Raw genomic sequence first — 23671 nt, 5'->3', positions numbered from 1 at the left:
GTGAAGTTCCACTTGTCGATGTGGTTCACGTAGTCGGCCGGGGTCAGGACCTCGGACTCGTCGATGTAGTCCACACCGAGGGACTGCAGGACCTGGGCTTCGACGAAGTGGCCGATGCGGGCCTTGGCCATGACCGGGATGGACACGGCGGCAATGATCTGATCGATCATGTCGGGATCGGACATGCGGGACACGCCACCCTGGGCGCGGATATCGGCCGGTACGCGCTCGAGCGCCATGACGGCGACGGCACCGGCGTCCTCGGCGATGCGGGCCTGCTCGACGTTAACGACGTCCATGATGACGCCGCCCTTGAGCATCTCCGCCATGCCCCGCTTAACGCGGCTGCTGCCCGTGACGCTGTTCGCGGACGAACCGGCTTCGTTGCTTACATCTGGTGTAGACACAAAAACCCCTATGGGTAGATAAACGACCTTTTCGCCGGTGGCTCGCGCAGCCACACGACCGCAATCAGCGCACACCGGATTTTCAGGTCAAGGTGACCAAGTACTAGTAATACTAGTCGCACGTTGCCCGGTGGCTGTACATTCATTACCGCATTCGGGGGCCAAGAAGAGGGCGACCATAGGACACCTGCACAACTGCCGCTGCCGGGCTCTGGTCACATGACAGTTTCCTAGGCTTCGGCCATCGCTTGCTTGCGGACAGTCGCCATTCTTTGCACGATAGTGACCACACTGGCGAGGGCGAGAAGGATCAGGGTGGCGAAGAGCACCACTGCTGGAAGTCCCAGCCCTGTGAGCCCAGTGATGAGAAGCACCGAAGCTAAACGCTCTGCACGCTCGGCAATGCCAACGCTGGCTTGATAGCCCAGTGATTCAGCCTTTGCCCGCGCATAGGAAACCACCATGCCCAGTACCAGGCAAACTACGGCGGCAGTACCAATGGCTGGGTCCTCACCGTTGGTGAAGAACCAGATGGTCAGCCCTGCAAAGATGGCGCCGTCCGCCAAACGGTCCAAGGTGGAATCGAGGAAATTTCCCCAGCCGCCGCTTCGGCCTTGCAAGCGGGCCATAATGCCATCCACGACGTCCGAGAACGCGAAGAATGCCACCACCACTGAACCCCACCACAGATATCCCAGCGGATACAGAACCAGTCCGCCGAGAATGACTCCTGCTGTACCAGCCACGGTCACTGCGTCAGGAGACACGCCAATCTTGAGGAGCCAACGCGCCAAGGGTGTGAAAAGGGAAGTAAAGAAACCGCGGGCATGCCTATTGAGCATTCGACTCCCCCGGCCAGGCTTCGGCCACCAGTTTGCGGACCTCGTCGAGTGTCTGCGTTATGGCCTTGGTCTGGGCGATGATGGGGAAAAAGTTTCCGTCCCCACCCCAGCGCGGCACAACGTGCTGGTGAAGGTGCGCTGCGATTCCTGCTCCACCGGTGACACCCTGGTTCATGCCCAGGTTGAAGCCGCTGGGGTTGGAAACCTTCCGCAGCACTCGCATGGCTGTCTGGGTGAGCTCGGAGAATTCCGCCGTTTCTTCCACCGTGATGTCCGTGTAGTCCGGAACATGGCGGTAGGGGCAGATCAGCAAGTGGCCTGGGTTGTACGGGAAAAGGTTGAGCACCACGTAGCAGGTCCTCCCCCGATAGACGATGAGGGACTCCTCATCGCTACGGGTGGGTCCCACACAGAACGGGCAGTCGTCCTTGTTCTTGAACTGGTCCTGTCCGCCTTTGATGTAGGCCATGCGGTGGGGAGTCCACAGGCGCTGAAAAGCGTCCGGAACACCTGCCAAGCCGAAGTCATCGGTTACTTCGGCGTCGCCCGGAAGGTCAGCTGCCGCGCCTGTGTTCTCCTGCACCGTCTATTGTCCGTTCCGTCAGCTTTCGCGGTTCTTGACGGCGTCCACGATTCTGCGGACCGCCTCTGCCACGGGCACGCCGTTATCCTGGCTGCCATCACGGAAGCGGAACGAGACAGCACCTGCCTCGGCGTCCTCACCGCCGGCGATCAGGACGAACGGGACCTTGTCCTTGCTGGCCGTGCGGATCTTCTTCGGGAAACGGTCTGAAGAAATGTCCACCTCGGCACGGATTCCCGCGGCTTTCAACTGGCCGACGACGTCGAACATGTAGTCGTTGAATGCCTCGGCCACAGGGATGCCCACCACTTGGACGGGAGACAGCCATGCGGGGAAGGCGCCGGCGTAGTGCTCGGTGAGAACGCCCATGAACCGCTCCACCGAACCGAAGAGTGCGCGGTGAATCATGACGGGACGCTGGCGTGTTCCATCGGCTGCCTGGTACTCCAGCTCGAAGCGTTCAGGCAGGTTGAAGTCCAACTGAATCGTGGACATCTGCCAGGTCCTGCCGAGGGCGTCCTTTGCCTGAACGGAGATCTTCGGCCCATAGAATGCTGCTCCACCCGGGTCCGGTACCAGATCCAGCCCGGAGGCCTCCGCAACCTCGGCGAGTGTGCGGGTGGCTTCCTCCCAGGCGGCGTCGTCACCTACGAACTTTTCCTCGTTCTTGGTGGAGAGCTCGAGGTAGAAATCATCCAGGCCGTAGTCCTTGAGAAGGCCAAGAACGAAGTTCAGTGTTGTAGTGAGTTCGTCCTTCATCTGCTCGCGGGTGCAGTAGATGTGGGCGTCGTCCTGTGTCATTCCACGGACACGGGTCAGTCCGTGCACAACACCGGATTTCTCGTACCGGTACACCGAGCCGAATTCGAACAGGCGCAAGGGCAGTTCGCGGTAGGACCGGCCACGTGAGCGGAAGATCAGGTTGTGCATGGGGCAGTTCATCGGCTTCAGGTAATAATCCTGCGCGGGCTTGCGCACAGTGCCGTCTTCGTTGAGCTCGGCATCCACCTGCATCGCGGGGAACATGCCGTCCTTGTACCAGTCAAGGTGGCCGGAGACCTCGTAAAGGTGTCCCTTGGTGATGTGCGGGGTGTAAACAAACTCATAGCCAGCGTCCACGTGGCGCTGACGGGAGTAGTCCTCCATGGCCTTGCGGATGATGCCGCCCTTGGGGTGGAACACAGGAAGGCCCGATCCGAGTTCGTCCGGGAACGAGAACAGATCCAGCTCCACACCCAGCTTCCGGTGATCGCGGCGTTCTGCCTCAGCGATGCGTTCCTGGTAAGCCTTGAGGGCTTCCTTGGTGGGCCATGCGGTGCCGTAGATTCGCTGAAGCTGCTGGTTGTTCTGGTTGCCCAGCCAGTATGCGGAGGATGAGCGCGTCAGCGCGAACGCGTTGGAGATGATCTTCGTGTTGGGCAGGTGCGGTCCGCGGCAGAGGTCGCACCAGACGCTTTCGCCGCTCTTGCGGTCCACATTGTCGTAAATAGTGATGTCGCCCGCACCGACTTCAACGTTCACGCCTTCTCCGGCGTCGGCGGCGTCGTTCTTCTTGCCCAACAGCTCCAGCTTGTAGGGTTCGCCAGCCATGGCTTCGCGGGCTTCTTCTTCAGTGACAACGCGGCGAACGAACTTCTGGTTCTGGTTGATGATCTTCTGCATCATCTTTTCCAGCTGGCGCAGGTCTTCCGGGGTGAACGGCTCGGCGACGTCGAAGTCGAAGTAGAAGCCGTCAGTTATGTAAGGACCGATGCCAAGCTTGGCATCAGGCCGCAGCTGCTGGACGGCCTGGGCCATAACGTGCGCGGTGGAGTGACGGAGAACGTTGAGTCCGTCAGGAGATTCAATGGTGACACCTTCGACGTCTGCACCCTCGGTGAGAACCTGGTCAAGGTCCTTCAGCACACCATTGACACGGGCAACTACGACGTCGCGGCGCTCGAAGAAGAGTTCCGCGCCGGTAGTCCCTTCCGTCACCTTGGTCTCTTCGCCATCGACGATGAGGGTGATCTGTTGGGCATCTGACACGGGTGTCTCCTATTCATAGTGAAGGCTTCATAGCTTGTGGCGTACGGGGACCACAGCCAGCCATCGTCAATCGTATCTGTTTCGACGAAGGCGGCCAAAGCAGCGCGCCGACGCCGCGATTCAGCTCCCGAGGCCCGTGATGGCCAGGTTCCTGGAGATACCATCAAGGGGCCCTGAATGAGTGAATTCAGGCGGAAGCCCGACGCCGGGTGGCAGGACTTCGGCAAACGGCAAAGTTTCGGGGCGGCTAAGGTCCCAGGCTTTGCTGGCACTGAGGCTGATTCCCTTGGGACCTGTTCTTCGCGTAGTTCCGCGGATCAGCAAAAGTCGGGTACCGAACAGGAGCGGACCCGATTCTTCCTGCGCTTCATGGAAGAAGACAGTATCCACGCAGCCTGTACCGTCGTCGATGCTGATGAACACCACCCGGCGCCCACCACGCATGGGAGGTGTCTGAGTTGCGATCCGGACACCGGCAACCAGTACCTCGGTGCCGTTGCGAAGACCCAGGAGCTTATCCGCCGTAGTTACGCCAAGCTTGTCCAGCAATGGCCTATGGCTTTCCATAAGATGCTCGCTCACATCCACTGCCATGAGATCAAGCTCTGCCCGCACGTTCTCCACCATGCTGGGCTCAGGTAATCCAGCAGCAAGGTTCCGCAGCTCCACATCACCAAGGGGTAGGGATAATTGCCCTTCGATGACGTCCTTGGCCTTCTTGGAGGGACTGCCCTGGAGGGCCTGCAAGTGCTGCACCAGATCGGCACGGTTTGCAGTTCCGCCGGCATCCCGGTGCAGGGCATCGAAGGCTCCGAGTTGGGCAAGCCTCTTGATATTCGGTTTGCTCACCCTGGCCCTGGCTCGGAGGTCCGCGAGGGAATCATAGGGTTGACCAGCCACGATCCGCTTCAGTTCCGCTCCCGACAGTCCATATATTCCGTTCAGGCTCAAGCGAATGCCGAGCTTGCCGGAATCCTGGCCTTCCTGGATTCTTTCCACCCTGTACTCAGCCTGGCTGCGATTGATATCCAAGGGCAGGATGGGAATACCCAAGCGACGGGCCTCAGCAACCAGCAGCCGTTTGGGGTACATCCCTGGATCGTGTTCCCACAGCCCTGCAAGAAACGCTTCAGGGTGATGTGCCTTCAGCCACGCCGATTGATAGGTGGGCACAGCAAAAGCAGCACCATGGGCTTTGCAGAAACCAAAGCTGCCGAAGGCTTTGAGGGTTCCCCACACTTTGTCCACGACGTCCGGGGAGTATCCCTTGATCGCTTCCCGACGGAAATACCTCTCTACTTCAGGTTCGTGGAGCTCGTCACCCAAGGCCCGACGAAACTCGTCCGCCCGGTCCAAACCACACCCTGTCATGACATGGAAGGTCTTCAGGATCTGCTCATGGAAAACCGTGACGCCATGGGTTTCCTGCAAAACGGGCTTCAGGTCCGGGTGCGGGTAGACCTCGGGTGCGAACCCATGCCGGTGTTCAAGGAACGGGCGGACCATGTCCGACTTCATGGGGCCAGGGCGGAACAAGGAAATATCGATGATGAGGTCATTGAATTCCCGCGGTGCCATCTTCCCAATCAGCTCACGCTGGCCAGGGGATTCAATCTGGAAGCAGCCCAAGGTGTGGGTACTGCGGATCAACTCATAGGTGGGCTCGTCGTCGAAAGGCACCGCATTGAGATCAATCCTGCCGTCCTGGGCAATATAGTCCGGACCAGCGCCTCCCGCCTCCACCGGATGGTGTCCAGCAGCCACTACCTCCGCTTTGGACGGATGAAGGCGGATAACCTCCCGCACCGCAAACGCCATGGCACTTTGCATCCGCACACCCAGGACATCCAGTTTGAGCATGCCCATGGGATCCATGTCGTGTTTGTCGAACTGGCTCATGGGCAGACCCAACCCGCTGGGCTGTACCGGGGTTCTGTCCAGGAGCGTGGCATCGCCAAGGATCACACCGCACGGGTGCATGGAAATGTGCCGGGGAAGGCGGTCCAACCTTTCAGTGAGATCCACCAGCAGGTCCAACTGCTGGTTTTCCTCCATGCCCCCAGGCCCTTCACGGCCAGCCTCCACCCGTCCGGCAAATTCACGAAGTTCAGGTTTTTCAACCAATGCCTCCCTGAATTTACGTGCGGAGAAGCGCCACAACTGCTTGGCAATTTCGCCGATTTCACCGTCGTCCATGCCAAGGGCCATGCCGGCATCGCGGACAGCACCACGGGCCCGGTAACCGTTTTGCATGCTCATCAGGGTCACCCGTTCGGCTCCGAAGCGCTCGAAGATCTTCCGGTAGACGTTGTGCCTTTCGGCGCTTTCGACGTCGATGTCAATATCGGGAAGGGTGGATCGGCGACCCGAGAGGAACCGTTCAAAAATAAGGTCATGGCGGATGGGATCCACTTGGCTGATGTCGATCAGATAGTTGACCAAGCTGGAAGCCCCGGAACCTCTGGCAGCTACCCGGACGCCCATCTCGATGATCATTCTGGATACTTCCGCAACAGTGAGGAAGTAGGAGGCAAAGCCGAGTTTGTCGATGATCCCCAGCTCATGCTGCAACCGCGAGCGCATCTGCATTTCCGCATCGCCGTTGATGCCGGGGAAGCGCCGGGTGATTCCTGCCTCGCATCGTTGGGTGAGTTCCACCATGGGGTCACGGTCGATGCCGATGATGGAAGCTTCGGGAACAACGGGCTTTTTCCATCCCATGTCCAGGACGGGATCGATGCGGCATTTGTCGGCGAGCGCTTCTGTGTTGGAGAGCAGCTTGTTCAGCCCTGCTGCTCCTTGACCTGCGGCGCCCATGATTTCCTTGCCGAGTTGGAGCATTTGTTGGGCGTTTTTCAACCAACCCTGCCCGGTTGGTTGGAGCAGGCCCGTTGGTTGCAGCAGTGGGGCCGATGAGAGTTCGGGGAGGGATTTTAGTGTGCGTGCAGAGTCCAGGACGTCTGCGGTGGGGGCGCCATCCTGGGCGCAGTAGCGGACGGCGTTGCTGAGGATGGCGGGGATGTTGTATTCAAGGGCGAGTTTGAGCATGCGTACAGCGTGGGATGTGCTGAGGGGTTCTCCAGGGGCGCTGAGGTGGGATACGGCTTCGGCGACGATTGTTCCGGGAGGCATGGCGTCGATCCATTGTTTGAAGAGTGTCCGGGGGCGAAGATATTTCCGCCCTCCCATGGCGTGGCCTACATCGGAGTCCGGTCCTATGAGGACGGTTAGCACGGGTTTGAGGGTTTTTGGGTCCAGTGTGCGTGATGCGAGTTCTGCCCGTGTTACGGCAACGGGCACTACTCCCCCGGCTTTACCGGAGGTGCGGGCATGGGCGTCTGAGACGAGTCGGCAGAGGGCGCGGTAGCCGGCGCCGTTGTTGTTGCCGTGGGCGAGTACGACGACGCGGCCCGCTACTTGGGTGCGGTGGTCGCCGTCGTCGTCGAATATGGCGAGGTCCACGCCGATGATGGGGTCTATACCGGCGTCCATGCATGCTTTGAGGTGTTTGATGGTGCCGTACAAGCCGTCCCGGTCAGTACAGGCGAGCGCTGTTGCGCCGTCTGCTGCGGCTGATTGGGCAAGTTCGTCTGGCCAGGAGACGCCGTAGTGGGCGCTGAAGGCTGTGGAGACGTGCAGGTGTGTGAAGCTCAAGGTTCAGGCGGCTTCGTCTGGTTCGACTGCCTGGGCCGGTGCGGCATCGTGGATACGCAGGAGCCGCCAGCGGCCGCTGGCGAGGTGGCGGACGAGGTCAAGGGTGATGGTTTTGGTTTTGCCGGTTTGCCCTTCGTCCTGCGGGCGCTGGAGTTGGACCCGCCAGATCTCGTGATCCACCAGGCCTGCGCCGCTTCCCAGTGGTGCCCGGCTTTCTTCTACCCACCATTGGCGTCGTTCATACCATCTGAGGGGTTCGTTGGTGACGAGGTAGTGGGTTCCTTTCCACTGGATTTCCTGCGGCTGGCCTGTATCCGTGCAGATGACGTCCACGGACTCACTGAAAAGCCCCATATCCACACTCCTTGCCTGTGAGCATCACCCTGGATCAGTGATGATCGTAAGATCATCGTTCGAATGTATGTTCGAATATATCCAGTTTACGTCGCCCCTCCGACAAAACCTACTGGGAAGTTTTGCTCCTTCCGGGCCCTTTGGACTTTCGTTTGGCAGCAAGGTCGAGCAGCTTGTCGCGCAGGGGTTGCGCACCTTCTGCGAGCGCCACGCGCATCATCAGGGATGAACCGATGCGGTATTGCTGGGTCCGTAGCACGCGTTGACGGTTGTAGGCATCGAGGGCCCGATCCAGGGGCAGGGTGTTGACCAGCTTGCCCAAGGTGACGGCGTCTATCAACGACTCACAAGCGCCTCGCCCAAGGTTGGGCGCCATGGCGTGGGCCGCATCGCCGATGAGGACCACATTGCCCCGGGAATAACGCCATAGCGGCGGGGTGGTCCAAATGCGTTGTGCCAATGATGTTTCGGGCACCGCTGCTTGCAGGACATGTTGGATACCCTGCGAGTGCCCGGCGTAGCGGCGGCGCGCCATTGCAAGGGCTTCGCCGACGTCAATTCCCTCGGGCCCCATCCCGGAGCGGAAGGATGCATACCAGTTGGTTCCGCCGCTTGAAGGGCCTATGCCAAAGAGGTCCCCGCGCCCCCAGTACTCACCTATGGTTTCACTTCCCGGCTCTGCGGCAATGACGCCTCGAACGGCGAGGTAGGGCGTCAGCTTGGCCGCACGCGATTGGCCCCACACGGAGCGCCTCACCATGCTGTGCACTCCGTCTGCCGCCACTATCAGGTGGGCGTCGCTTGGAACCGCGTCCAGCTTTTCGATGCGTCGTTGGACTGTTGGGGGTACGGCTGAGTCGAGGAGGCGCAGGAGCGTGTGGCGGGCGACACCCACAAGGTTCTGCCCTTCCACGCTTAACCACGGCACCCCTGTGGCGCTCCGGAGCGCGCCGCCCCTGATGATGGGGCTGTTTTCCCGGACGGCGCCAAGGATCCCCAATGAGGCCAGTGCCTCCTGGGCTTCGGGCCACATGGCCAGGGTTGTTCCTACTGCCGGGAGGCCGGCCCGCTGTTCGTACACGGTGACGTGGAACTGACTGGGATCAAGAGTTCCTGCCAGGGCTAGGCCTGCTATGCCACCACCGACGATATCCACTTTTTTCATGGTGCCAATGTACTACTACATTTGTAGTAATTGGGAGGTTAAAGACTAGACTTTCGCCATGCCGGACAGACGAACCGATCTTGCCGACGCCGCCCTCGCCGTGGTGGCCGCCAAAGGCCTGAAGGGACTCACCCACCGGGCCGTTGACGCCGAAGCCGGCGTGGCCGTCGGAACGACCTCCAATTACTTCCGCAACCGTGCCGCTTTGGTAGCTGCCGCCGTCGACCGCGTTGAAGAACGGGACTCGCTCCTGCTGCAGCAGCAGGGTGGGTCCGAATTCCCGACGTCGGTAGCTGCCTTGGCGGAACAGCTCGCGGGAGCGCTGCTCGGGCTCGTACAAAACCACGCTGAACTGACCCGGGCACGATTCACCTTTGCCCTTGACCAACCCGAGGTGGTGGCCGCCGGGCACCGGAGGATGCTTTCAGCTCTTGAACAGATGCTCGATTCCCTGGGAATTCCTGACCCAAGGGCCCGCGCAGAAGCCGTATCGGACTATGGCGACGGGTTGGCCATGCACCTCCTGACGGCACGCCGCGGCCAGGCGATGGACCAAACCACAGTCGCAGCCAACGTCCGGCGACTCTTGGAGGGATGAAGCAAAGGGGTGGACGCGGGCGGGTCCACAGAGCAGGATTGTGGCATGAGTACCAATGACGCACTCCTGAAGCAGGTCAGTATCTCCGCCGCCGATGACAACCTCGTTGCGAGATTCGAAATCGAAGGCAACATACCGGGCTCCGGCGCTTATGTCGTGGGCCTTGTTGCTGCCAGCGAGGACTATTCCTCCCAACGCAGGCTCGGCATTGAGTTCATGAATGGAGAAGCGATCTCGTTCTACTCCTTCAACCACTCACTCAGTGCCGAGGAAAACTATGACATCAAGGGCGTGGAACACTCCGGGAACGTAATCACCGGAAACTTCCCGATGTCCGCCATCCATGGGCTCAGCAAAGGCCACGTCATGACGGCCTTCAGCGAGGCGGACGGCCGCGAGTTCCAAGCCGGCGTCCCGGTGACGGAATCGCTCTAGCTAGAAAAGGCCCTCCACCGGTTCAATGAGTTCCGGTGAGTTGTTGCGGACATTTCCGACCGCTTGCCCCACAGCGTCGAGCGTCCAGTCAGCAGCGGCATCGTGCGCCCTTGAGCGGACCATGTCCACCAAACCGGCCGCATCGTCCTGGCGTGGATCCAGCCAGGCCTCCATCGTTTCCCTGCTCATGGGCAAGGGAACCCGGTCATGCAAAGCAGTCAGCTCGTCAAAGACAGAGGCACTGCGGCGGGTGCGGGCCGATTCGGACGTCGGGGTGTCGGCGGTGATGATGGACATGGACAACAGCCACCGGTCGGGGTCGTCGTTGGACATCGATTGGTCCCGCCACCACTCATACAGGCCGGCGAAGACCAGCCCCTCGCCATTCGCCGGATGCACGTAGTACGGCTGCTTGGACTTTCCCTCGCCCTTCTTCCACTCGTAATACCCATCTGCGGGAACAGCGCAGCGCCTGGCCGCAGCAGCTTTTCGGAACGACGGCTTCTCCAGGAGAGTCTCACTGCGGGCATTGATCAGGCGAGCGCCGCCTTTGGGATCTTTCGCCCATGAGGGGACCAGCCCCCAACGTGCAACATGCAACTGCCGCTTCAAACCATCGTCCACGAGCCTTTCCAGCACAATCGGAACAGCATCCGTTGGAGCTACATTCCACGATTTTTCGAGGGCGATCTCGTTTTCAAGTTCGGCATCAAAGTCAGCCAGCAGATCGCCCACGGCACGGGCCATTACATAACGTCCACACATGGGAACAGTCTGCCGTGTCGCCCAAGGACACACCAGCCCGGAATGTGACGTAACCCCGATTCCCGGCCTCACGGGAATTATTGGGCTGCGGGTTACGGTTGATACCAACGAATCACCCGTGGAAACGACCAATACTGAGGAGAGCTCTGTGGACTTCACTCCCGACTCCGGCACCATCACCATGTTCTCGACCACCTGGTGCGGCTACTGCAACCGCCTGAAGAAGCAGCTCGACGCCAAGGGCATCGGCTACACCGAGATCAACATCGAAGAAGTAGATGGCACGGCCGAACTCGTCGAGCAGCTCAACGGAGGCAACCGCACCGTCCCCACCGTCCTGTTCCCGGACGGAACCGCAGCAACCAACCCTTCTGCTTCCGAAGTAGAAAACCGCCTCGCAGCCTAAAGAGACCCGGTCGCCTAAAGCACCCCGGTCGCCTAAGGCATTCACTTCCGCTGTCCGGCCGCCGCCTCGAAAATCGGGGCGGCAGCCGGTTCAAGACGAATAATTACAGACTTCGACGCCGGCGTATTGCTGCCTTCCGCTGTCGAATCCAGCGGCACCAACACATTCGCTTCCGGATAGTAGGCAGTCGCACAGCCCCTGGCACTGGGGTACGCCACTAAACGCAACTGTCGAAGCACCCGGTCAACGCCGTCGTCGGCTTCGCTGTGCACATCCACATAGGCGCCATCCTGGAAACCCAACCCCGCCAGATCCTCAGGGTTCACCAACAAGACCATGCGGCCCTTCTTGATGCCACGGTAACGATCGTTCATGGAGTACGTGGTCGTATTGAACTGGTCATGGGACCGCACCGTCTGAAGGAGCAGTCTCCCCGGCGGTACTTCAATGGTTTCCAGCTCATTGACAGAAAACATGGCCTTTCCCGTTGCTGTGGGGAACGTCCGCGAATCCCTCGGGCCATGCGGAAGCACGAAACCGTCGCGCTCGCGGATGCGGGTATTGAAGTCATCAAATCCAAGCACCACATGGGAAATGTGGTCACGGATGCTGTCATAGTTGCGCCTCAGACCCGCCCAATCCACCGGAACCTTGTGATCAAGAACCGCCTCGGCCAGCCGGCTGACGATCGCCACTTCAGAGAGAACGTCCGGGGCGATGGGTTCCAGCGTCCCGGCGGAGCGGTGCACTGCGCACACAGTGTCCTCTACGGTGACAAACTGCTCAATCCCGTCCTGCTTGTCGATTTCGGTCCGGCCAAGGGTCGGAAGGATCAGGGCCTGCTCGCCAACCACAACATGTGAGCGATTCAGTTTGGTGGAAATCTGGACTGAAAGCCTGGTCCGACGCACAGCCTGCTCAGCAACCGCGGTGTCCGAGATCGCATGCACGAGGTTCCCGCCCAGCGCGATGAGGACCTTGATCCTGCCGTCCCGCATTCCACGAATACTGTCCACCGAATCAACACCGGCCTTCCGTGGCGGCTCAAAGCCAAACTCATCCTGCAAGGCGTCAAGGAACCGCGGCGGCATCTTCTCCCAAATGCCCATGGTCCGGTCACCCTGGACATTGCTGTGTCCACGGATTGGCGAAGGGCCAGCGCCCGGTTTTCCAATGTTGCCGCGGAGCAGAAGGAGATTAATGATCTCCTTGATGGTGGGCACTGCCTTCTTATGCTGGGTCAGTCCCATGGCCCACGTGATGATGACCCTGTCCGCGTGGATGTACCTGTCAGCGAGTTCATCGATTTCTGCGCTGGTCAGGCCTGTGGCGGCAAGAACGTCCCGCTCCTGCAAAGTTGCCAGGTGAGCAGCGAATCCAACAAACCCCTGGCAGTGCTCATCGATGAACGTGCGGTCCAACACCGAACCGGGCGCAGCGCTTTCAGCATCCAGGACGCGCTTGGAAACAGCCTGCAACAGCGCCATATCTCCGGCGAGCCGGATCTGCAGGAACTGGTCAGCCAAGTCAGTTCCCTTCCCAACGAGGCCGCGGACACGTTGGGGGTTGCGGAAGTTGATCAGGCCAGCCTCGGGCAACGGATTAACAGCGACAATGGACGCACCCGCGAGCTTGGCTTCCTCCAATGCGGTCAGCATCCGCGGATGGCAGGTTCCCGGGTTCTGTCCCATGATGATGATCAGATCCGACTTTGCGAAATCCGTATACGTGATGGCCGATTTGCCCACCCCGATGGTCTCGCCCATGGCCACACCCGTGGACTCGTGGCACATATTGGAACAGTCAGGAAGGTTGTTGGTTCCAAAAGCCCTGACGAAAAGCTGGTACAGGAACGCTGCTTCATTGCTGGTGCGTCCACTGGTGTAAAACGTGGCCTCGTTTGGATCATCGAGGGCGTTCAACTCGTTCGCAATGATGTCCAAGGCCCGCTCCCAGCTAACGGGTGCGTAGTGGTCCGACCCTGCCGCCTTGTATACGGGCTCCACCAACCGGCCCTGCTGCCCCAGCCAGTACTCGGAACGGGATTCCAGGGAACTCAGCGGGTTTCCGGCCCAAAACTCCGTGGGGATCCTCAGAGGCTCCGCCTCCCACCCGATAGCCTTGGCGCCGTTTTCACAGAATTCGGCAGCCTTGCGTTCCGGCGGATCAGGCCAAGCGCAGCTCATGCAGTCGAAACCGTCTTTTTGGTTGACCGCCGTAAGAGTCTTCCATGCGCGGGAAGGGCCCATGTGAGCCATCGCGTGGGGAAGGGTTTCGCTGAGGCTGGGCAAACCGGCGGCCGACCTCTTGGGTTCGCTGACGCTCAAGTCGACGTCGGTATCCTGAACTGGGTGCTTCTTCCGGCCCATCATTCCACCAGGTTTCGTGTGGTTAGGTTCCTGATCCCCTCAGCGTAAACCCGGCCCCCAGCGTGCTCAACTAACCAGAGAGCGTGCTCAACTAAACCAGAAGACTGCGGAAGTCGCCGTCCACCACGTCTGCGTAGCCGCGGTAAGCGTCAACAACAGCGTCCTCAACAGTCTTGACGTCCAGGTGGGGCAGCAGGTCATTTGCAGCACCGGCGGTGGCAGGATCCCAATCCAGGCCAAGCGCGCCGTAGCTCGCCGTCAGGACGTCACGGATGGGACCGGAGTTCTCCACCACAATCACGGAGCTGAACAGCCAACCGCCGGACACCACCCGCTGGGCTGTACCAATCAGCTTGATGCGATGGGCGGGAAACTCCGCGTCCTCCCCGTGCACGCTGAACTCCCCGGGGCAGTACTCCCCCGGGATCTCTCCGACGGCGGCATGGACGCCGACGCTCCGGAGGGCACCTGCCAGCAGCTCACCGAACTCGGCGAAGCGTGCCTTCGCACGGACGATCGCGTCAGGGTGCGGCTCAATATGATCGATCACCAGGGTGCCCTGGTGGTAAGCCGCCGCACGTCCACCGGCTTTCCTCACGAGGGGCTCGAAGCCGAGCTCCCGGCAGGCATCCTCGGCGGCGCTGAAGCCCGGCAGGTTCGCGTCGCGCTGGCCAAAGGCAACGGTCGGCTGCGGGCGGTACAAGCGCAGGGAGGGACCCAGTTGCCCGCTGCGGGCCCGCTTCAGCAGCTCCAACGCAAAATCAAGATCCTCTGCGGCGCCGAGGGATTCCTCTTGGCGGTAGACGGTGAGCTTGGAGCGCTGAGCGAGGCCGCCGGCGGGGTCATTCCGTGCTTCGCTCATCAGCTTTTCCTCAGCGTCAGGATTTGTTCGGCCCTGCCAAAAGGTCCGTTGATGTCATGGAGCACGCTGGACGTCAGGCCGATGCCATCGGCACCGAAGGAGACTTTGTTGTCCACCCCGAGCCACTCGCCCGAAGGAGCACGGTACATGTGGATCTGCAGATCCACATTGGGGAAGATATAGCTGTTCTCTCCCGGCTGGACCCGTGCGGCGATGCCATTGGCTGTATCGACCAATCCCATGAGCCGGGCAAGATCGCTGCTGTCTTCCTTGTCCGTCAAAGGATGCATGGTCCGGATCCACACCCTGCCTGAACCTGGCCGGTGGCCTTCGGCGATGCGCATTTCGAGGGAACGGATGTAACCCCCGGGCCAGACGCTGGCACCATCCCACAACTTGCATTCGTCCGGCGCGGGCATGGCCTCGTCTTCGAACGCCGCCACAGCACTTGTATCGCTGGTGATCATGCGCCACGCTGCGGCGCGGATGGCCACGCGGCCCCCAGCGGAAAGCTCAGCCTGGATAAGTTCAATGGTTCGTCCAGGCCGCAGGGTTGAGGTGGTCACCTGAAACTCGCCGCCGGGTATCAGTCCGAGGATCTCGTAGCTGATACGCGCCATGCGGACGTCGTCGCGGGGCTCATGCCTCAGGAGGGCGTCAGCCATGATGCCGGAGGCAGGTGCCATGTGTTGTTCGTGCGGATTCCAGGCACCTTGAGCATGAATCGTGGAGCAATAGCGGCCCTCCCCCAACGATTCGTAGTAGAAGTTGCCCTCCGCCAGTTCCGGTAGTGAAGTTGTCAACGCGAGCCTTTCGCCGATCCAGCAGTAGAACTCAGACCACTGTATCTGCTGATTTGGCAGCGGACCGACGCCGTCGGGCAACCACCACCCACACGATCACGGCGACCGCAGCGGTCACCAACAGCCCGGCACCAACCGGCGACGCCGCAGCTACCGCAAGCCACGCCTCAAGTGCAGCGAGTCCGATAGTTGCGTACAGCACCGCCCAGATGATGGAGCCCACCACTGCAGCGGGGAGATAACGGCGCAACGGCATCCGTGCTGCACCGGCGGCCAGATTAACGGCGGTCTGCAGGCCGATGGTCAGGAAGGACAGCACGACGGCGTACGGACCCCAACGCTGAATGAGGGCTTGGGCCCGGGCTGCCTTGGGCTGTTGGAGCGACGCCCCGAAGCGGGTGTGCGCGAAGCCGGCAACTGCCCCACGACCCAGCCAGTACGTGACATTGACGCGGATCATGACAATCGCGAAGAGCGCCGCAAGCGCGACGCCAAAGGGCAAGCTCATGATCTGGTCCACGTGACTTAGGCTACCCTAAGCGCCGCTGGCTTCTGGACCAGATCCCGCGGGCAAGTGCCCGGGGGGCTACCGGCCAGGGGCGGCACAAGCGCACCTAGGATGAAGTCATGGATCTCCGCGATGCCGCCCGACAGTTATACGCCGTGCTTCCGCGTGAATTCACGGCGGAGCGGACAGCCTTGGCACGACAAGCAAAGGAGGCAGGTGAGAAGGACCTCGCGAAGGAGATCGGCAGCTTGCCAAAGCCCGCGGCAGGCGCCTGGGCCATCAACATGCTTGCCGTCCACCAGCCCGAGGTGATTGACGACGTCGTGCGTTTTGGCGCTTCCCTCCGTGCAGCACAAGAGGAGGGAGACGCTGAAGCCTTCCGTGAACTTGGCCAGCAGCGCCAAGGCCAACTCACCTTGGCCGTGCACGCCGCAAAGGACCTGGCGAGCGGGCTGGGAGCGCCGCTCAGTGCGGCTGGTGCTGCCGACGTCGAGCAGACGCTTCGGGCAGCAATGGCCGACGCCAGTGCCGCAGCCGCGGTGACGACCGGACGGCTGGTGCGCGGACTAAGTAGCAGCGGCTTCGAGTCCGTGGACCTGACAGATGCCGTCGCTGCAACAAATCCCGATGAAATCCCGGATGTAGGCGAACTGCCAAAAGTGAAGTTGCCCGCCGAACCCAGACCGGCACGCCAGAGCAAGAAGAAACAAGAGCCGGAGCCGAAAGAGAAAGCACCTGCGGAAACCCCAACATCCCTGGCCGAACGCCGGGCCCAAAAGCGCCAGGCCGCGTTGGAAGAAGCCCGCACCGAGTTTGAGGCAGCCGATCAGGAAGCCAGGGAGGCCGAAGACGCCGCATCCACAGCGTGGAATGTTGTCAAGGAAGTCGCGGGCAGGCGCTCGGATGTCGAGGCCGAGATCGCCGAGGTCAAGAAGCGTTTGGCTTCCCTCGAAGCTGAACTGATCGGCATCACGCGGGACGCGGAAGCCGCTGAGTCGCAGAAGAAGCTGGCAGTCCGCGCCGCCACCCAGGCGCGACGCACCGCGGACCAGGCCCGGCGGCGCGTCAAACGGCTGGCGTAGTCAGTCCTTCTTCTTTAGTGGCGACTTCTGCAGGTTGTGGGTTGCCGGTCCTTCGAGATACTTGCCGTCGGGTGCGTACCTGGAGCCGTGCAGGGGGCAATCCCAGGATTTCTCGGCGTCGTTCCAGCTCAGCAAACCTCCCAAGTGGGCGCAGCTCGCCGAGACCATACAGACGTTGCCATCAACGGTAGACACAGCTGCCGGCTCACCCTTGTAAAGTCCGACGACGCCGCTCCCCTCCGGTGGTCGGGTCTGGTCCGTGATTTCCGGATTGCTCCTGACCCTGGCTTTGTCCTCAACCATGCGTTTGGCGACGCTGGCATTGAGGCGAACGGCTTCCAATGCTCCCTGGGGCGACGTAACGCGGTGGTGAATGACGCTGGCCCAATCAGACTGGCCGCCCAGAATATCCGAAGTAATGGACAACGCGGCAGCGACTCCGTTGCTCATGCCCCACTTGTTGTAGCCAGTGCCGAAAAAGATCCGGCCGTGGCCCCGGGGCATCTTGCCGAAAAAGGGAACGAGGTTGGTTGGCCGATAGTCCTGGGCAGACCACGTATGGGTGACCTCCGCGCGCGGATAATGCTGGTTGGCCCAGGCGAGAAGGTCGTCCAGGTGGGCCTTGGGTGAGGCCGCCCGGCCGCCGGTATGCCCATAGCCACCTACCAGCAACAACTCACCTTCCGGCGTCGGGTGAGTGCGTTGGGAACGTGTGGGTGGATCAATGCTCAGGTACATTCCGCTCGGTGGCGGGGTTTCGCCTGGAAGCCGAAGAGCCGCAGCGTATGACCGGTTGGGTTCGAGCTTGGCGAAATAAAGTCCGCGGTCCAGGATCGGCGTGCCAGTAGCAATGACGACGGTGTCCGCAGTGAAGGCGCCTTTTCGCGTGGATACTTCCACGGGAAGGTCAGAACCTACATTCTGCACCTGGACACCCTCAACAATTATTCCGCCGTGCTCCCGGATATCCCTTGCCAGCGTTTCCAGGACTTCCATGGGATGGATCTGCGCCTGGTCATCGAGTTCCAGTGCCTCAACCACCGGGAATGGCAGCCCGGGATCACGGCTGAAGTGCACGTCCAAGCCGGCGTCCCGTGAAACCGCAGCCTCCTTGCGCAGCCGCTGGCCGCCGTCGTCGCTGGTTGCGAACGTGACTGCCGTCCGGCGCTGAAACGGGACGCCCTGCTCTTCCAAATACCGCATGAGCCACGCCTGACCAGTGCGATTCGCTTCCACATAGGCTTGCACCACTTTCAGCGAGTACTGGCCACGCAGCGCCGAGAGTGCCCCTCCTTGCAGGAGGCTTAGTTTGCCCGTGGTGTTGCCGGTGGTAGCGGCGCCCAAGGTCCGCGCTTCCAAAACTGCCACGCGCTGGCCCGATCGGGACAACAGCAAGGCCGTCACCATTCCTGTGAGCCCTGCGCCCGCCACTATCGTGTCAAAGTGCTTATCATCGGGGATTGCATCGGACGTGAAGCTGGATTCCCTGTCCAACCACAGCGATTTCATCGAACAACCTGCCTCTCAATTCACGGAATTGGTGCCTGGCATGCGTTGATGAAACGGTAAGCCGGTGGCTGCGGCTAATCAAGAGTTCGAGTTGTCGGTGGCGAGTTGCGCGGCCCGGCGGAGCCACGGATCAGTGTCCCGGGACCAGCGTTCCACAACGCGTGCGGCGCGTTCCTTCGCCTGTCCTTCAAGCCTGGCGAGCAGGGGTTTGACCACGTCCACCGCCAGAGGACCGGCCAGTTCCTCCGTGCCGGCCTGCCTGATGAAGCCCTCAATGCGGGTCAGGTCCGTGTTGACCAGGATTCCTACCTTGGTTTGCAGCAGCACAACCGCAGCGAGCCTGCGTTCAAAGACCGGCTCATCCCACAGTTCCGAACTCAGGGCCGTGATGTCGTCATGGCCTAGATTCTTGTGCCGCTTCAGGGCGTCCCGCACCGTTCCCCTCACTGCACCAACCGATGCCCCGTAGACCTTCATTCCACCCAGGCGCCCGTGGGCTTCCATGGCCTTCTCCCAGGACGATTCACGCTGCAGCGTGAAGTCCACAAATTCACCCGCTTCACTCACCAGTCCATTCTGTCAGTGCCTCCCTTTAGCGTGAGGGCAATAGCAATCGACAGGAGAGATTATGCCTTCGCAAGAGCTCGTCACTGCAGCCACAGAAGCATCAGCGTCGTTCCCGGGCGTCCCGGCCGCGACATCCATGCCCGACTGGTATCCCGCGCTGCTCAACACTGTCGCGCAGGAGGTCCGGACAGGCCGCACCCGCGCTCTGGCGGCAGCGAACAGCGAGCTGCTCAATTCCTACTGGAGCATCGGCCGGCAACTTGCCGAGCGCGAATCGCAGGAGGGCTGGGGTGCCAAAGTGGTCACCCGATTGTCCGCTGACATCCGAACGCGCTTCCCCGACGCAAAGGGCTTCTCCCCCAGGAACCTGCGGTACATGAAGAGCTTTGCCCAGGCTTGGCCTGAGTTTCCAATGTTGCAAGCGCCGCTTGCAACATTGCCCTGGTACCACCAGATCGCACTCCTGGAAAAGCTCGACGACGCCGCCACGCGCCTCTGGTACGCAGCGGCAGCTGCCCAACGTGGATGGTCGCGCAACGTCCTGACGCACCAGATCGAGACCCGCCTGCACGAGCGTTCCGGGCAGGCCATCACCAATTTCAAAACCACCATGGTTCCTGCCGATTCAGACCTCGCCCAGCAGGCCACCAAGGATCCGTATGTCTTTGATTTCCTTGCAATGACAGACCGTCGGAGCGAACGGGAACTGGAGCTTCAACTGGTGCAGCACGTGGAGAAATTCCTGTTGGAACTGGGTCAAGGCTTCGCCTTTGTTGGTGAACAGGTGCGATTGGAGATCGCCGGCGACGAGTTCTTCGCGGACCTGCTCTTCTACCATTTGAAATTGCGGTGCTACATGGTCATCGAGCTCAAGGCCGTGAAGTTCGAACCCGGGTTCCTGGGCCAGTTAGGCATGTACATGGCAGCCGTTGACGATCTGATGGCCCATCCCGATGACAAACCGACGATCGGCCTGCTGCTATGTAAGGAAAAGAACAGCGTGGTTGCCGAGTACGCCCTGCGTGGATTCAACGCCCCGGTGGGCATCGCGGAGTGGCGGACCTCCATTGCCGAATCCTTGCCCGACGAATATGTTGCGAGCCTCCCCAGTATCGAGACGTTGGAGGCTGAACTGGCCAGCCAGGCACGTGATCTGCCGGACTGACCTCATACGTTGTCCTTGAACCAGGCCAACGTGTCGTTCCAGGCCGCCGTGGCCTGGGCCTCGTTGTAGCGGTCGCTTGTGTCGTTATGGAAGGCATGGTCCACGCCCGGGTACACCTTGAGCTGATGCTTGACCTGCGTCGCGTCCAACGCATCCTTCAACTGCGGCATGGAACCGGTGATGCGCGCGTCCTTTTCAGCGTAGACACCGAAAACGGCAGGCTTTATGGTGGGGACCTTTGCAAGGTCCGGGGCGGGCCCGTAGAACGCAGAGGTTGCCTTCAGCCCCGGGATCTCTGTCGCTCCCTGCCAGGTGATGCCGCCACCGAAACAGAAGCCGATCATGGCAATGCGGCCCTTTTCCACGAAATCCTGGCCGTTCAGATACTCGAATGCGGCTTGGAAGTCGCCAACGTGCCGCTGGGCGCCGGCCTTCGTGAGGGCACCCGGAACAGCGTCCGGATCCATCGATGCGGTGCCGCCCTCCCGGCTGAGGAGGTCCAGCGCCAGAGCCGCGTAGCCTTCCTTGGCAAAGCGCCGGGCGACGTCCTGGATGTGTGGCGTGAGGCCTCGGTTTTCGTGACAGATCAGGACGGCCGGACCCGGCTTGGCGTTCTCGGACCTGGCCAGGTACGCACTGATTTCAGTCCCTCCGGAATCGAACTTCACCGTGGCGGTTGCCAGGCCCGCCGCCCCTTCCGGCACTGTCAACGGACTCTTGGCATTTGGGACGGCTGTCGTTTTTCCCGATGTTGCTGACGCGGTGGGCGTTGGCATTGGATCGCCGGTCTTTGGCACCTCGTCCGATGTACAGCCCACCAAGGTCATAGCCGCCGCGGCCGCGGTCATGCTTCCCATGATGAACGCCACACGCCTGGTGAACGTCCCGTGGGACATGTCGCCCGAGCGGTAATCGTCGTAGAACTCTTCGATCAAGTACTTTTCAAACTTCTCAAGCTGAACCATGACGTCCTCCCGAAGTTGGGCAGTATCTTCCTCTGATGGAAAGACGCGGGCAAGGGCAGGAGGGTTCACCTACGGATTCGATCTGCTGTGTTCGTTCCCGGCGCTAAAAATGTCGGTGGCTACTGACATGGTAAAAATATGAGCCGGAGTCAGCAGATACAAGCCACCCAAGCGGTCGCTTCGCTGCCTGAACGTGCTCATGCAGGCAACGTCAGCGGTGACCTGATAGATCAGCTGCGTGTTCTTGAGGACATGAAGTCTGCGATCTCAAGTTTGCAAGCGAAAATAGCCGTGGCCTTTGACCTTGCCCAGCGCCAAGAGCGCGCAGAGTCCGGAGTTCCAGCGGCTGAACGAAGCCAAGGTGTGGCAGCACAGATCGCGCTCGCCCGGCGTGAATCACCAAACAAGGGTTCCCGGCTTCTGGGACTGGCCAAGGCGCTGGTGTCGGAGATGCCGCGCACTATGGCCGCCCTGGAGTCGGGAAAGCTCAACGAATGGCGGGCCACGCTGCTCGTGAAGGAAACAGCGTGCCTCAGCGCTGAAGATCGTTGCGCCGTGGATGAGGAACTCGCCCCGGACGCGGGCACGTTCGATGGTGCCGGCGACAAGACCATCGTCGCCGCCGCAAAAGCAGCGGCCTATCGTCGTGATCCTCGCTCCGTGACGCAGCGGGCTGCCCACGCGGCGTCCGAAAGGCACGTGAGCCTGCGCCCGGCGCCGGACACCATGACGATCCTCACGGCGCTACTGCCGGTCGCCCAAGGCGTTGCCGCATACGCCGCGCTCACCCGCCATGCAGACTCAGCACGCTCCGACGGGGACAGCCGGCCCCGGGGACAAGTCATGGCGGACACGCTCGTCGAACGCATCACCGGCACCCCCGGCGGGATCTGCGGGATTGATCTGCAGCTCGTCATAACCGACCGCACCTTGCTACAAGGGGACAGCGAACCCGCAAGACTTACTGGCTACGGCGTCGTGCCCGCAGAATGGGCCAGGGAGCTCCTAACCAGCGGTGAGAGGAAGACAGATCAAGACGTCAGCATTTGGCTGCGACGACTCTTCACGGCACCAAGCACGGGCGAGCTCCTTGCCACTGACTCGAGGGCACGCGTCTTCCCCACGGGCATGAGACGGCTCATCGAAACTCGCGACCACACCTGCCGCACGCCATACTGCGACGCCCCCATCCGCCATTACGACCACATCCTGCCGTGGGCCGAAGGCGGTAAAACCACACTGAATAACGCGGCCGGGCTCTGCGAACAATGCAACCACACCAAGGAAAACCCCGGGTGGAGCGTGAGACCGGAACCCGCAGAGAGACACACGCTGAAGGTGACCACGCCCACAGGGCATAACTACCACTCAACGGTTCCACCACTGCCAGGCTATGAACGAACCCGAGCTGATTGAGAGAGTTTCGGTTCAACTGGCGGGGTCGTACTGGAACTGCCTGAGTTCTTGCGCGCAGCGGGGGGTACCTTGTGCCCTGGACGTAAACGCCCGCAGCCTTGCCAACGACAAAGCCCCTCACGCCGGCACGGCGTGAGGGGCTTTGAAGATACAAGAACTGAATCCGTTTAGAACTCCCAGTCCTCATCCTCCGTGTTGACAGCCTTGCCAATCACGTACGAGGAGCCCGAGCCGGAGAAGAAGTCGTGGTTCTCGTCAGCGTTCGGGGAGAGTGCCGAAAGGATGGCCGGGTTCACGTCGGTGACCGAAGCCGGGAACATGGCTTCGTAGCCCAAGTTCATGAGGGCCTTGTTGGCGTTGTAGTGCAGGAACTTCTTGACGTCCTCGGCCAGGCCGACGCCGTCGTAGAGGTCGTGCGTGTACTGGACTTCGTTTTCATACAGCTCGAACAGAAGCTCGAACGTGTAGTCCTTGATTTCCTGCTTGCGGGCCTCGGAAACCTTCTCCAGGCCCTTCTGGAACTTGTACCCGATGTAGTAACCGTGCACGGCTTCGTCGCGGATGATCAGGCGGATGAGGTCGGCCGTGTTCGTCAGCTTGGCTCGCGAGGACCAGTACATGGGCAGGTAGAAGCCCGAGTAGAACAGGAAGCTCTCCAGCAGCGTTGAAGCCACCTTGCGCTTCAGGGGGTCATCGCCCTGGTAGTAGTCCATCACGATCTGCGCCTTCTTCTGCAGGTTCTCGTTTTCGAGCGACCAGCGGAAAGCGTCGTCAATCTCCTTGGTGGAGCACAGGGTGGAGAAGATGGAGGAGTACGACTTCGCGTGTACCGACTCCATGAAGGCGATGTTGGTGTACACGGCCTCTTCGTGTGGCGTCAGCGCATCCGGGATCAGCGAAACAGCGCCGACGGTGCCCTGGATGGTGTCCAGCAGTGTGAGGCCGGTGAAAACGCGCATGGTGAGCTGCTGCTCATCCGGCGTCAGCGTGTGCCACGACTGGACGTCGTTGGACAGCGGCACTTTCTCGGGCAGCCAGAAGTTGTTGACCAGTCGGTTCCAGACTTCCACGTCCTTGTCGTCCTGGATTTTGTTCCAGTTGATTGCTTCGACGTGGCTAAGCAGCTTGACCTTTTCGGTCATTTCATCCCCTTTAGCGTTGGGTTCTTTAAGGTAAGCCTACGACGGC

Annotated in this window: 22 protein-coding genes; 6 read left to right on the top strand and 16 right to left on the bottom strand. The window is 61.0% G+C overall.

Annotated elements, in window-relative coordinates; all coding sequences use genetic code 11:
* The 7 genes from AC1DD7_RS20535 to AC1DD7_RS20505 form a co-directional block, all read right to left on the bottom strand.
* The coding region (locus tag AC1DD7_RS20535; protein WP_477516375.1) for a beta/alpha barrel domain-containing protein at positions 1-329 on the bottom strand (329 nt) is incomplete at its 3' end.
* A 308-nt stretch (positions 330-637) separates the two neighbouring features.
* Positions 638-1249, bottom strand: a complete 612-nt coding sequence (gene pgsA / locus AC1DD7_RS20530) for a phosphatidylinositol phosphate synthase (protein WP_477516368.1) — start codon at positions 1247-1249, stop codon at positions 638-640.
* The gene (locus tag AC1DD7_RS20525) at positions 1239-1832 is read right to left on the bottom strand and encodes an HIT family protein (protein WP_224090593.1); all 594 of its coding nucleotides are present in this window, start codon (positions 1830-1832) and stop codon (positions 1239-1241) included. The genes pgsA and AC1DD7_RS20525 overlap by 11 nt, the downstream gene beginning before the upstream one ends.
* A gap of 18 nt (positions 1833-1850) precedes the next feature.
* Complete coding sequence (gene thrS / locus AC1DD7_RS20520; protein WP_431115408.1) at positions 1851-3860, bottom strand: threonine--tRNA ligase; 2010 nt, start codon at positions 3858-3860, stop codon at positions 1851-1853.
* Positions 3861-3980: 120 nt separating this feature from the next.
* Entirely contained in the window at positions 3981-7514 is a 3534-nt protein-coding gene (locus AC1DD7_RS20515; RefSeq protein ID WP_477516367.1) for a DNA polymerase III subunit alpha, read from the bottom strand.
* Positions 7515-7517: 3 nt separating this feature from the next.
* On the bottom strand, positions 7518-7868 hold the full coding sequence (locus tag AC1DD7_RS20510; RefSeq protein WP_477516366.1) for a DUF6504 family protein: 351 nt from the start codon (positions 7866-7868) through the stop codon (positions 7518-7520).
* A gap of 109 nt (positions 7869-7977) precedes the next feature.
* Positions 7978-9033, bottom strand: a complete 1056-nt coding sequence (locus AC1DD7_RS20505; RefSeq protein ID WP_477516365.1) for an FAD-dependent monooxygenase — start codon at positions 9031-9033, stop codon at positions 7978-7980.
* Positions 9034-9091: 58 nt separating this feature from the next.
* Here AC1DD7_RS20505 and AC1DD7_RS20500 point away from each other — a divergent pair, with 58 nt between their 5' ends.
* Positions 9092-9631 carry a TetR/AcrR family transcriptional regulator gene (locus AC1DD7_RS20500; RefSeq protein ID WP_477516364.1) on the top strand — a complete coding sequence of 180 codons (540 nt, stop codon included), beginning with the start codon at positions 9092-9094 and terminating at the stop codon, positions 9629-9631.
* Positions 9632-9676: 45 nt separating this feature from the next.
* Positions 9677-10066, top strand: a complete 390-nt coding sequence (locus tag AC1DD7_RS20495; RefSeq protein WP_431115413.1) for a hypothetical protein — start codon at positions 9677-9679, stop codon at positions 10064-10066.
* Here AC1DD7_RS20495 and AC1DD7_RS20490 read toward each other — a convergent pair whose 3' ends face one another.
* Positions 10067-10813, bottom strand: coding sequence for an SOS response-associated peptidase (locus tag AC1DD7_RS20490; RefSeq protein ID WP_477516374.1), 747 nt, complete (start codon positions 10811-10813; stop codon positions 10067-10069). It lies immediately after the preceding gene.
* A 166-nt stretch (positions 10814-10979) separates the two neighbouring features.
* On the opposite strand from AC1DD7_RS20490, the gene AC1DD7_RS20485 reads away from it, so the two are divergent.
* Positions 10980-11237 carry a mycoredoxin gene (locus AC1DD7_RS20485; RefSeq protein WP_017197512.1) on the top strand — a complete coding sequence of 86 codons (258 nt, stop codon included), beginning with the start codon at positions 10980-10982 and terminating at the stop codon, positions 11235-11237.
* 41 nt (positions 11238-11278) lie between these two features.
* Here AC1DD7_RS20485 and AC1DD7_RS20480 read toward each other — a convergent pair whose 3' ends face one another.
* The 4 genes from AC1DD7_RS20480 to AC1DD7_RS20465 form a co-directional block, all read right to left on the bottom strand.
* Positions 11279-13606, bottom strand: a complete 2328-nt coding sequence (locus AC1DD7_RS20480; protein ID WP_477516373.1) for an FdhF/YdeP family oxidoreductase — start codon at positions 13604-13606, stop codon at positions 11279-11281.
* A 91-nt stretch (positions 13607-13697) separates the two neighbouring features.
* On the bottom strand, positions 13698-14468 hold the full coding sequence (locus AC1DD7_RS20475; protein ID WP_477516363.1) for a lipoate--protein ligase family protein: 771 nt from the start codon (positions 14466-14468) through the stop codon (positions 13698-13700).
* The gene (locus AC1DD7_RS20470; RefSeq protein WP_477516362.1) at positions 14468-15271 is read right to left on the bottom strand and encodes a thioesterase family protein; all 804 of its coding nucleotides are present in this window, start codon (positions 15269-15271) and stop codon (positions 14468-14470) included. Before AC1DD7_RS20470 ends, AC1DD7_RS20475 begins: the two co-directional genes overlap by 1 nt.
* A gap of 31 nt (positions 15272-15302) precedes the next feature.
* A complete protein-coding gene (locus AC1DD7_RS20465; protein WP_477516361.1) occupies positions 15303-15791 on the bottom strand; it encodes a DedA family protein in 489 nt (162 codons plus the stop codon).
* A 107-nt stretch (positions 15792-15898) separates the two neighbouring features.
* Here AC1DD7_RS20465 and AC1DD7_RS20460 point away from each other — a divergent pair, with 107 nt between their 5' ends.
* The gene (locus AC1DD7_RS20460; protein WP_477516360.1) at positions 15899-16861 is read left to right on the top strand and encodes a hypothetical protein; all 963 of its coding nucleotides are present in this window, start codon (positions 15899-15901) and stop codon (positions 16859-16861) included.
* Here AC1DD7_RS20460 and AC1DD7_RS20455 read toward each other — a convergent pair whose 3' ends face one another.
* On the bottom strand, positions 16862-18370 hold the full coding sequence (locus AC1DD7_RS20455) for an FAD-dependent oxidoreductase (RefSeq protein ID WP_477516359.1): 1509 nt from the start codon (positions 18368-18370) through the stop codon (positions 16862-16864).
* A gap of 78 nt (positions 18371-18448) precedes the next feature.
* Entirely contained in the window at positions 18449-18937 is a 489-nt protein-coding gene (locus tag AC1DD7_RS20450) for a DNA alkylation repair protein (protein WP_477516358.1), read from the bottom strand.
* A gap of 61 nt (positions 18938-18998) precedes the next feature.
* On the opposite strand from AC1DD7_RS20450, the gene AC1DD7_RS20445 reads away from it, so the two are divergent.
* Positions 18999-20102 carry a PDDEXK nuclease domain-containing protein gene (locus AC1DD7_RS20445; protein ID WP_477516357.1) on the top strand — a complete coding sequence of 368 codons (1104 nt, stop codon included), beginning with the start codon at positions 18999-19001 and terminating at the stop codon, positions 20100-20102.
* A 2-nt stretch (positions 20103-20104) separates the two neighbouring features.
* On the opposite strand, the gene AC1DD7_RS20440 is transcribed toward AC1DD7_RS20445, so the two are convergent.
* Positions 20105-21136, bottom strand: coding sequence for a dienelactone hydrolase family protein (locus AC1DD7_RS20440; RefSeq protein WP_477516356.1), 1032 nt, complete (start codon positions 21134-21136; stop codon positions 20105-20107).
* Positions 21137-21205: 69 nt separating this feature from the next.
* Here AC1DD7_RS20440 and AC1DD7_RS20435 point away from each other — a divergent pair, with 69 nt between their 5' ends.
* Complete coding sequence (locus AC1DD7_RS20435; RefSeq protein ID WP_477516355.1) at positions 21206-22483, top strand: HNH endonuclease; 1278 nt, start codon at positions 21206-21208, stop codon at positions 22481-22483.
* A gap of 167 nt (positions 22484-22650) precedes the next feature.
* On the opposite strand, the gene nrdF is transcribed toward AC1DD7_RS20435, so the two are convergent.
* Positions 22651-23625: a class 1b ribonucleoside-diphosphate reductase subunit beta gene (nrdF, locus tag AC1DD7_RS20430; protein ID WP_431115430.1), complete on the bottom strand. Its 975-nt coding sequence runs from the start codon at positions 23623-23625 to the stop codon at positions 22651-22653.
* Between the last annotated feature and the right edge of the window lie 46 nt (positions 23626-23671).

The organism is Paenarthrobacter sp. 10L412, from assembly GCF_056395565.1.
Note: the sequence above shows the minus strand (reverse complement) of the source record. Positions and strands in the feature narration are given on the sequence as shown.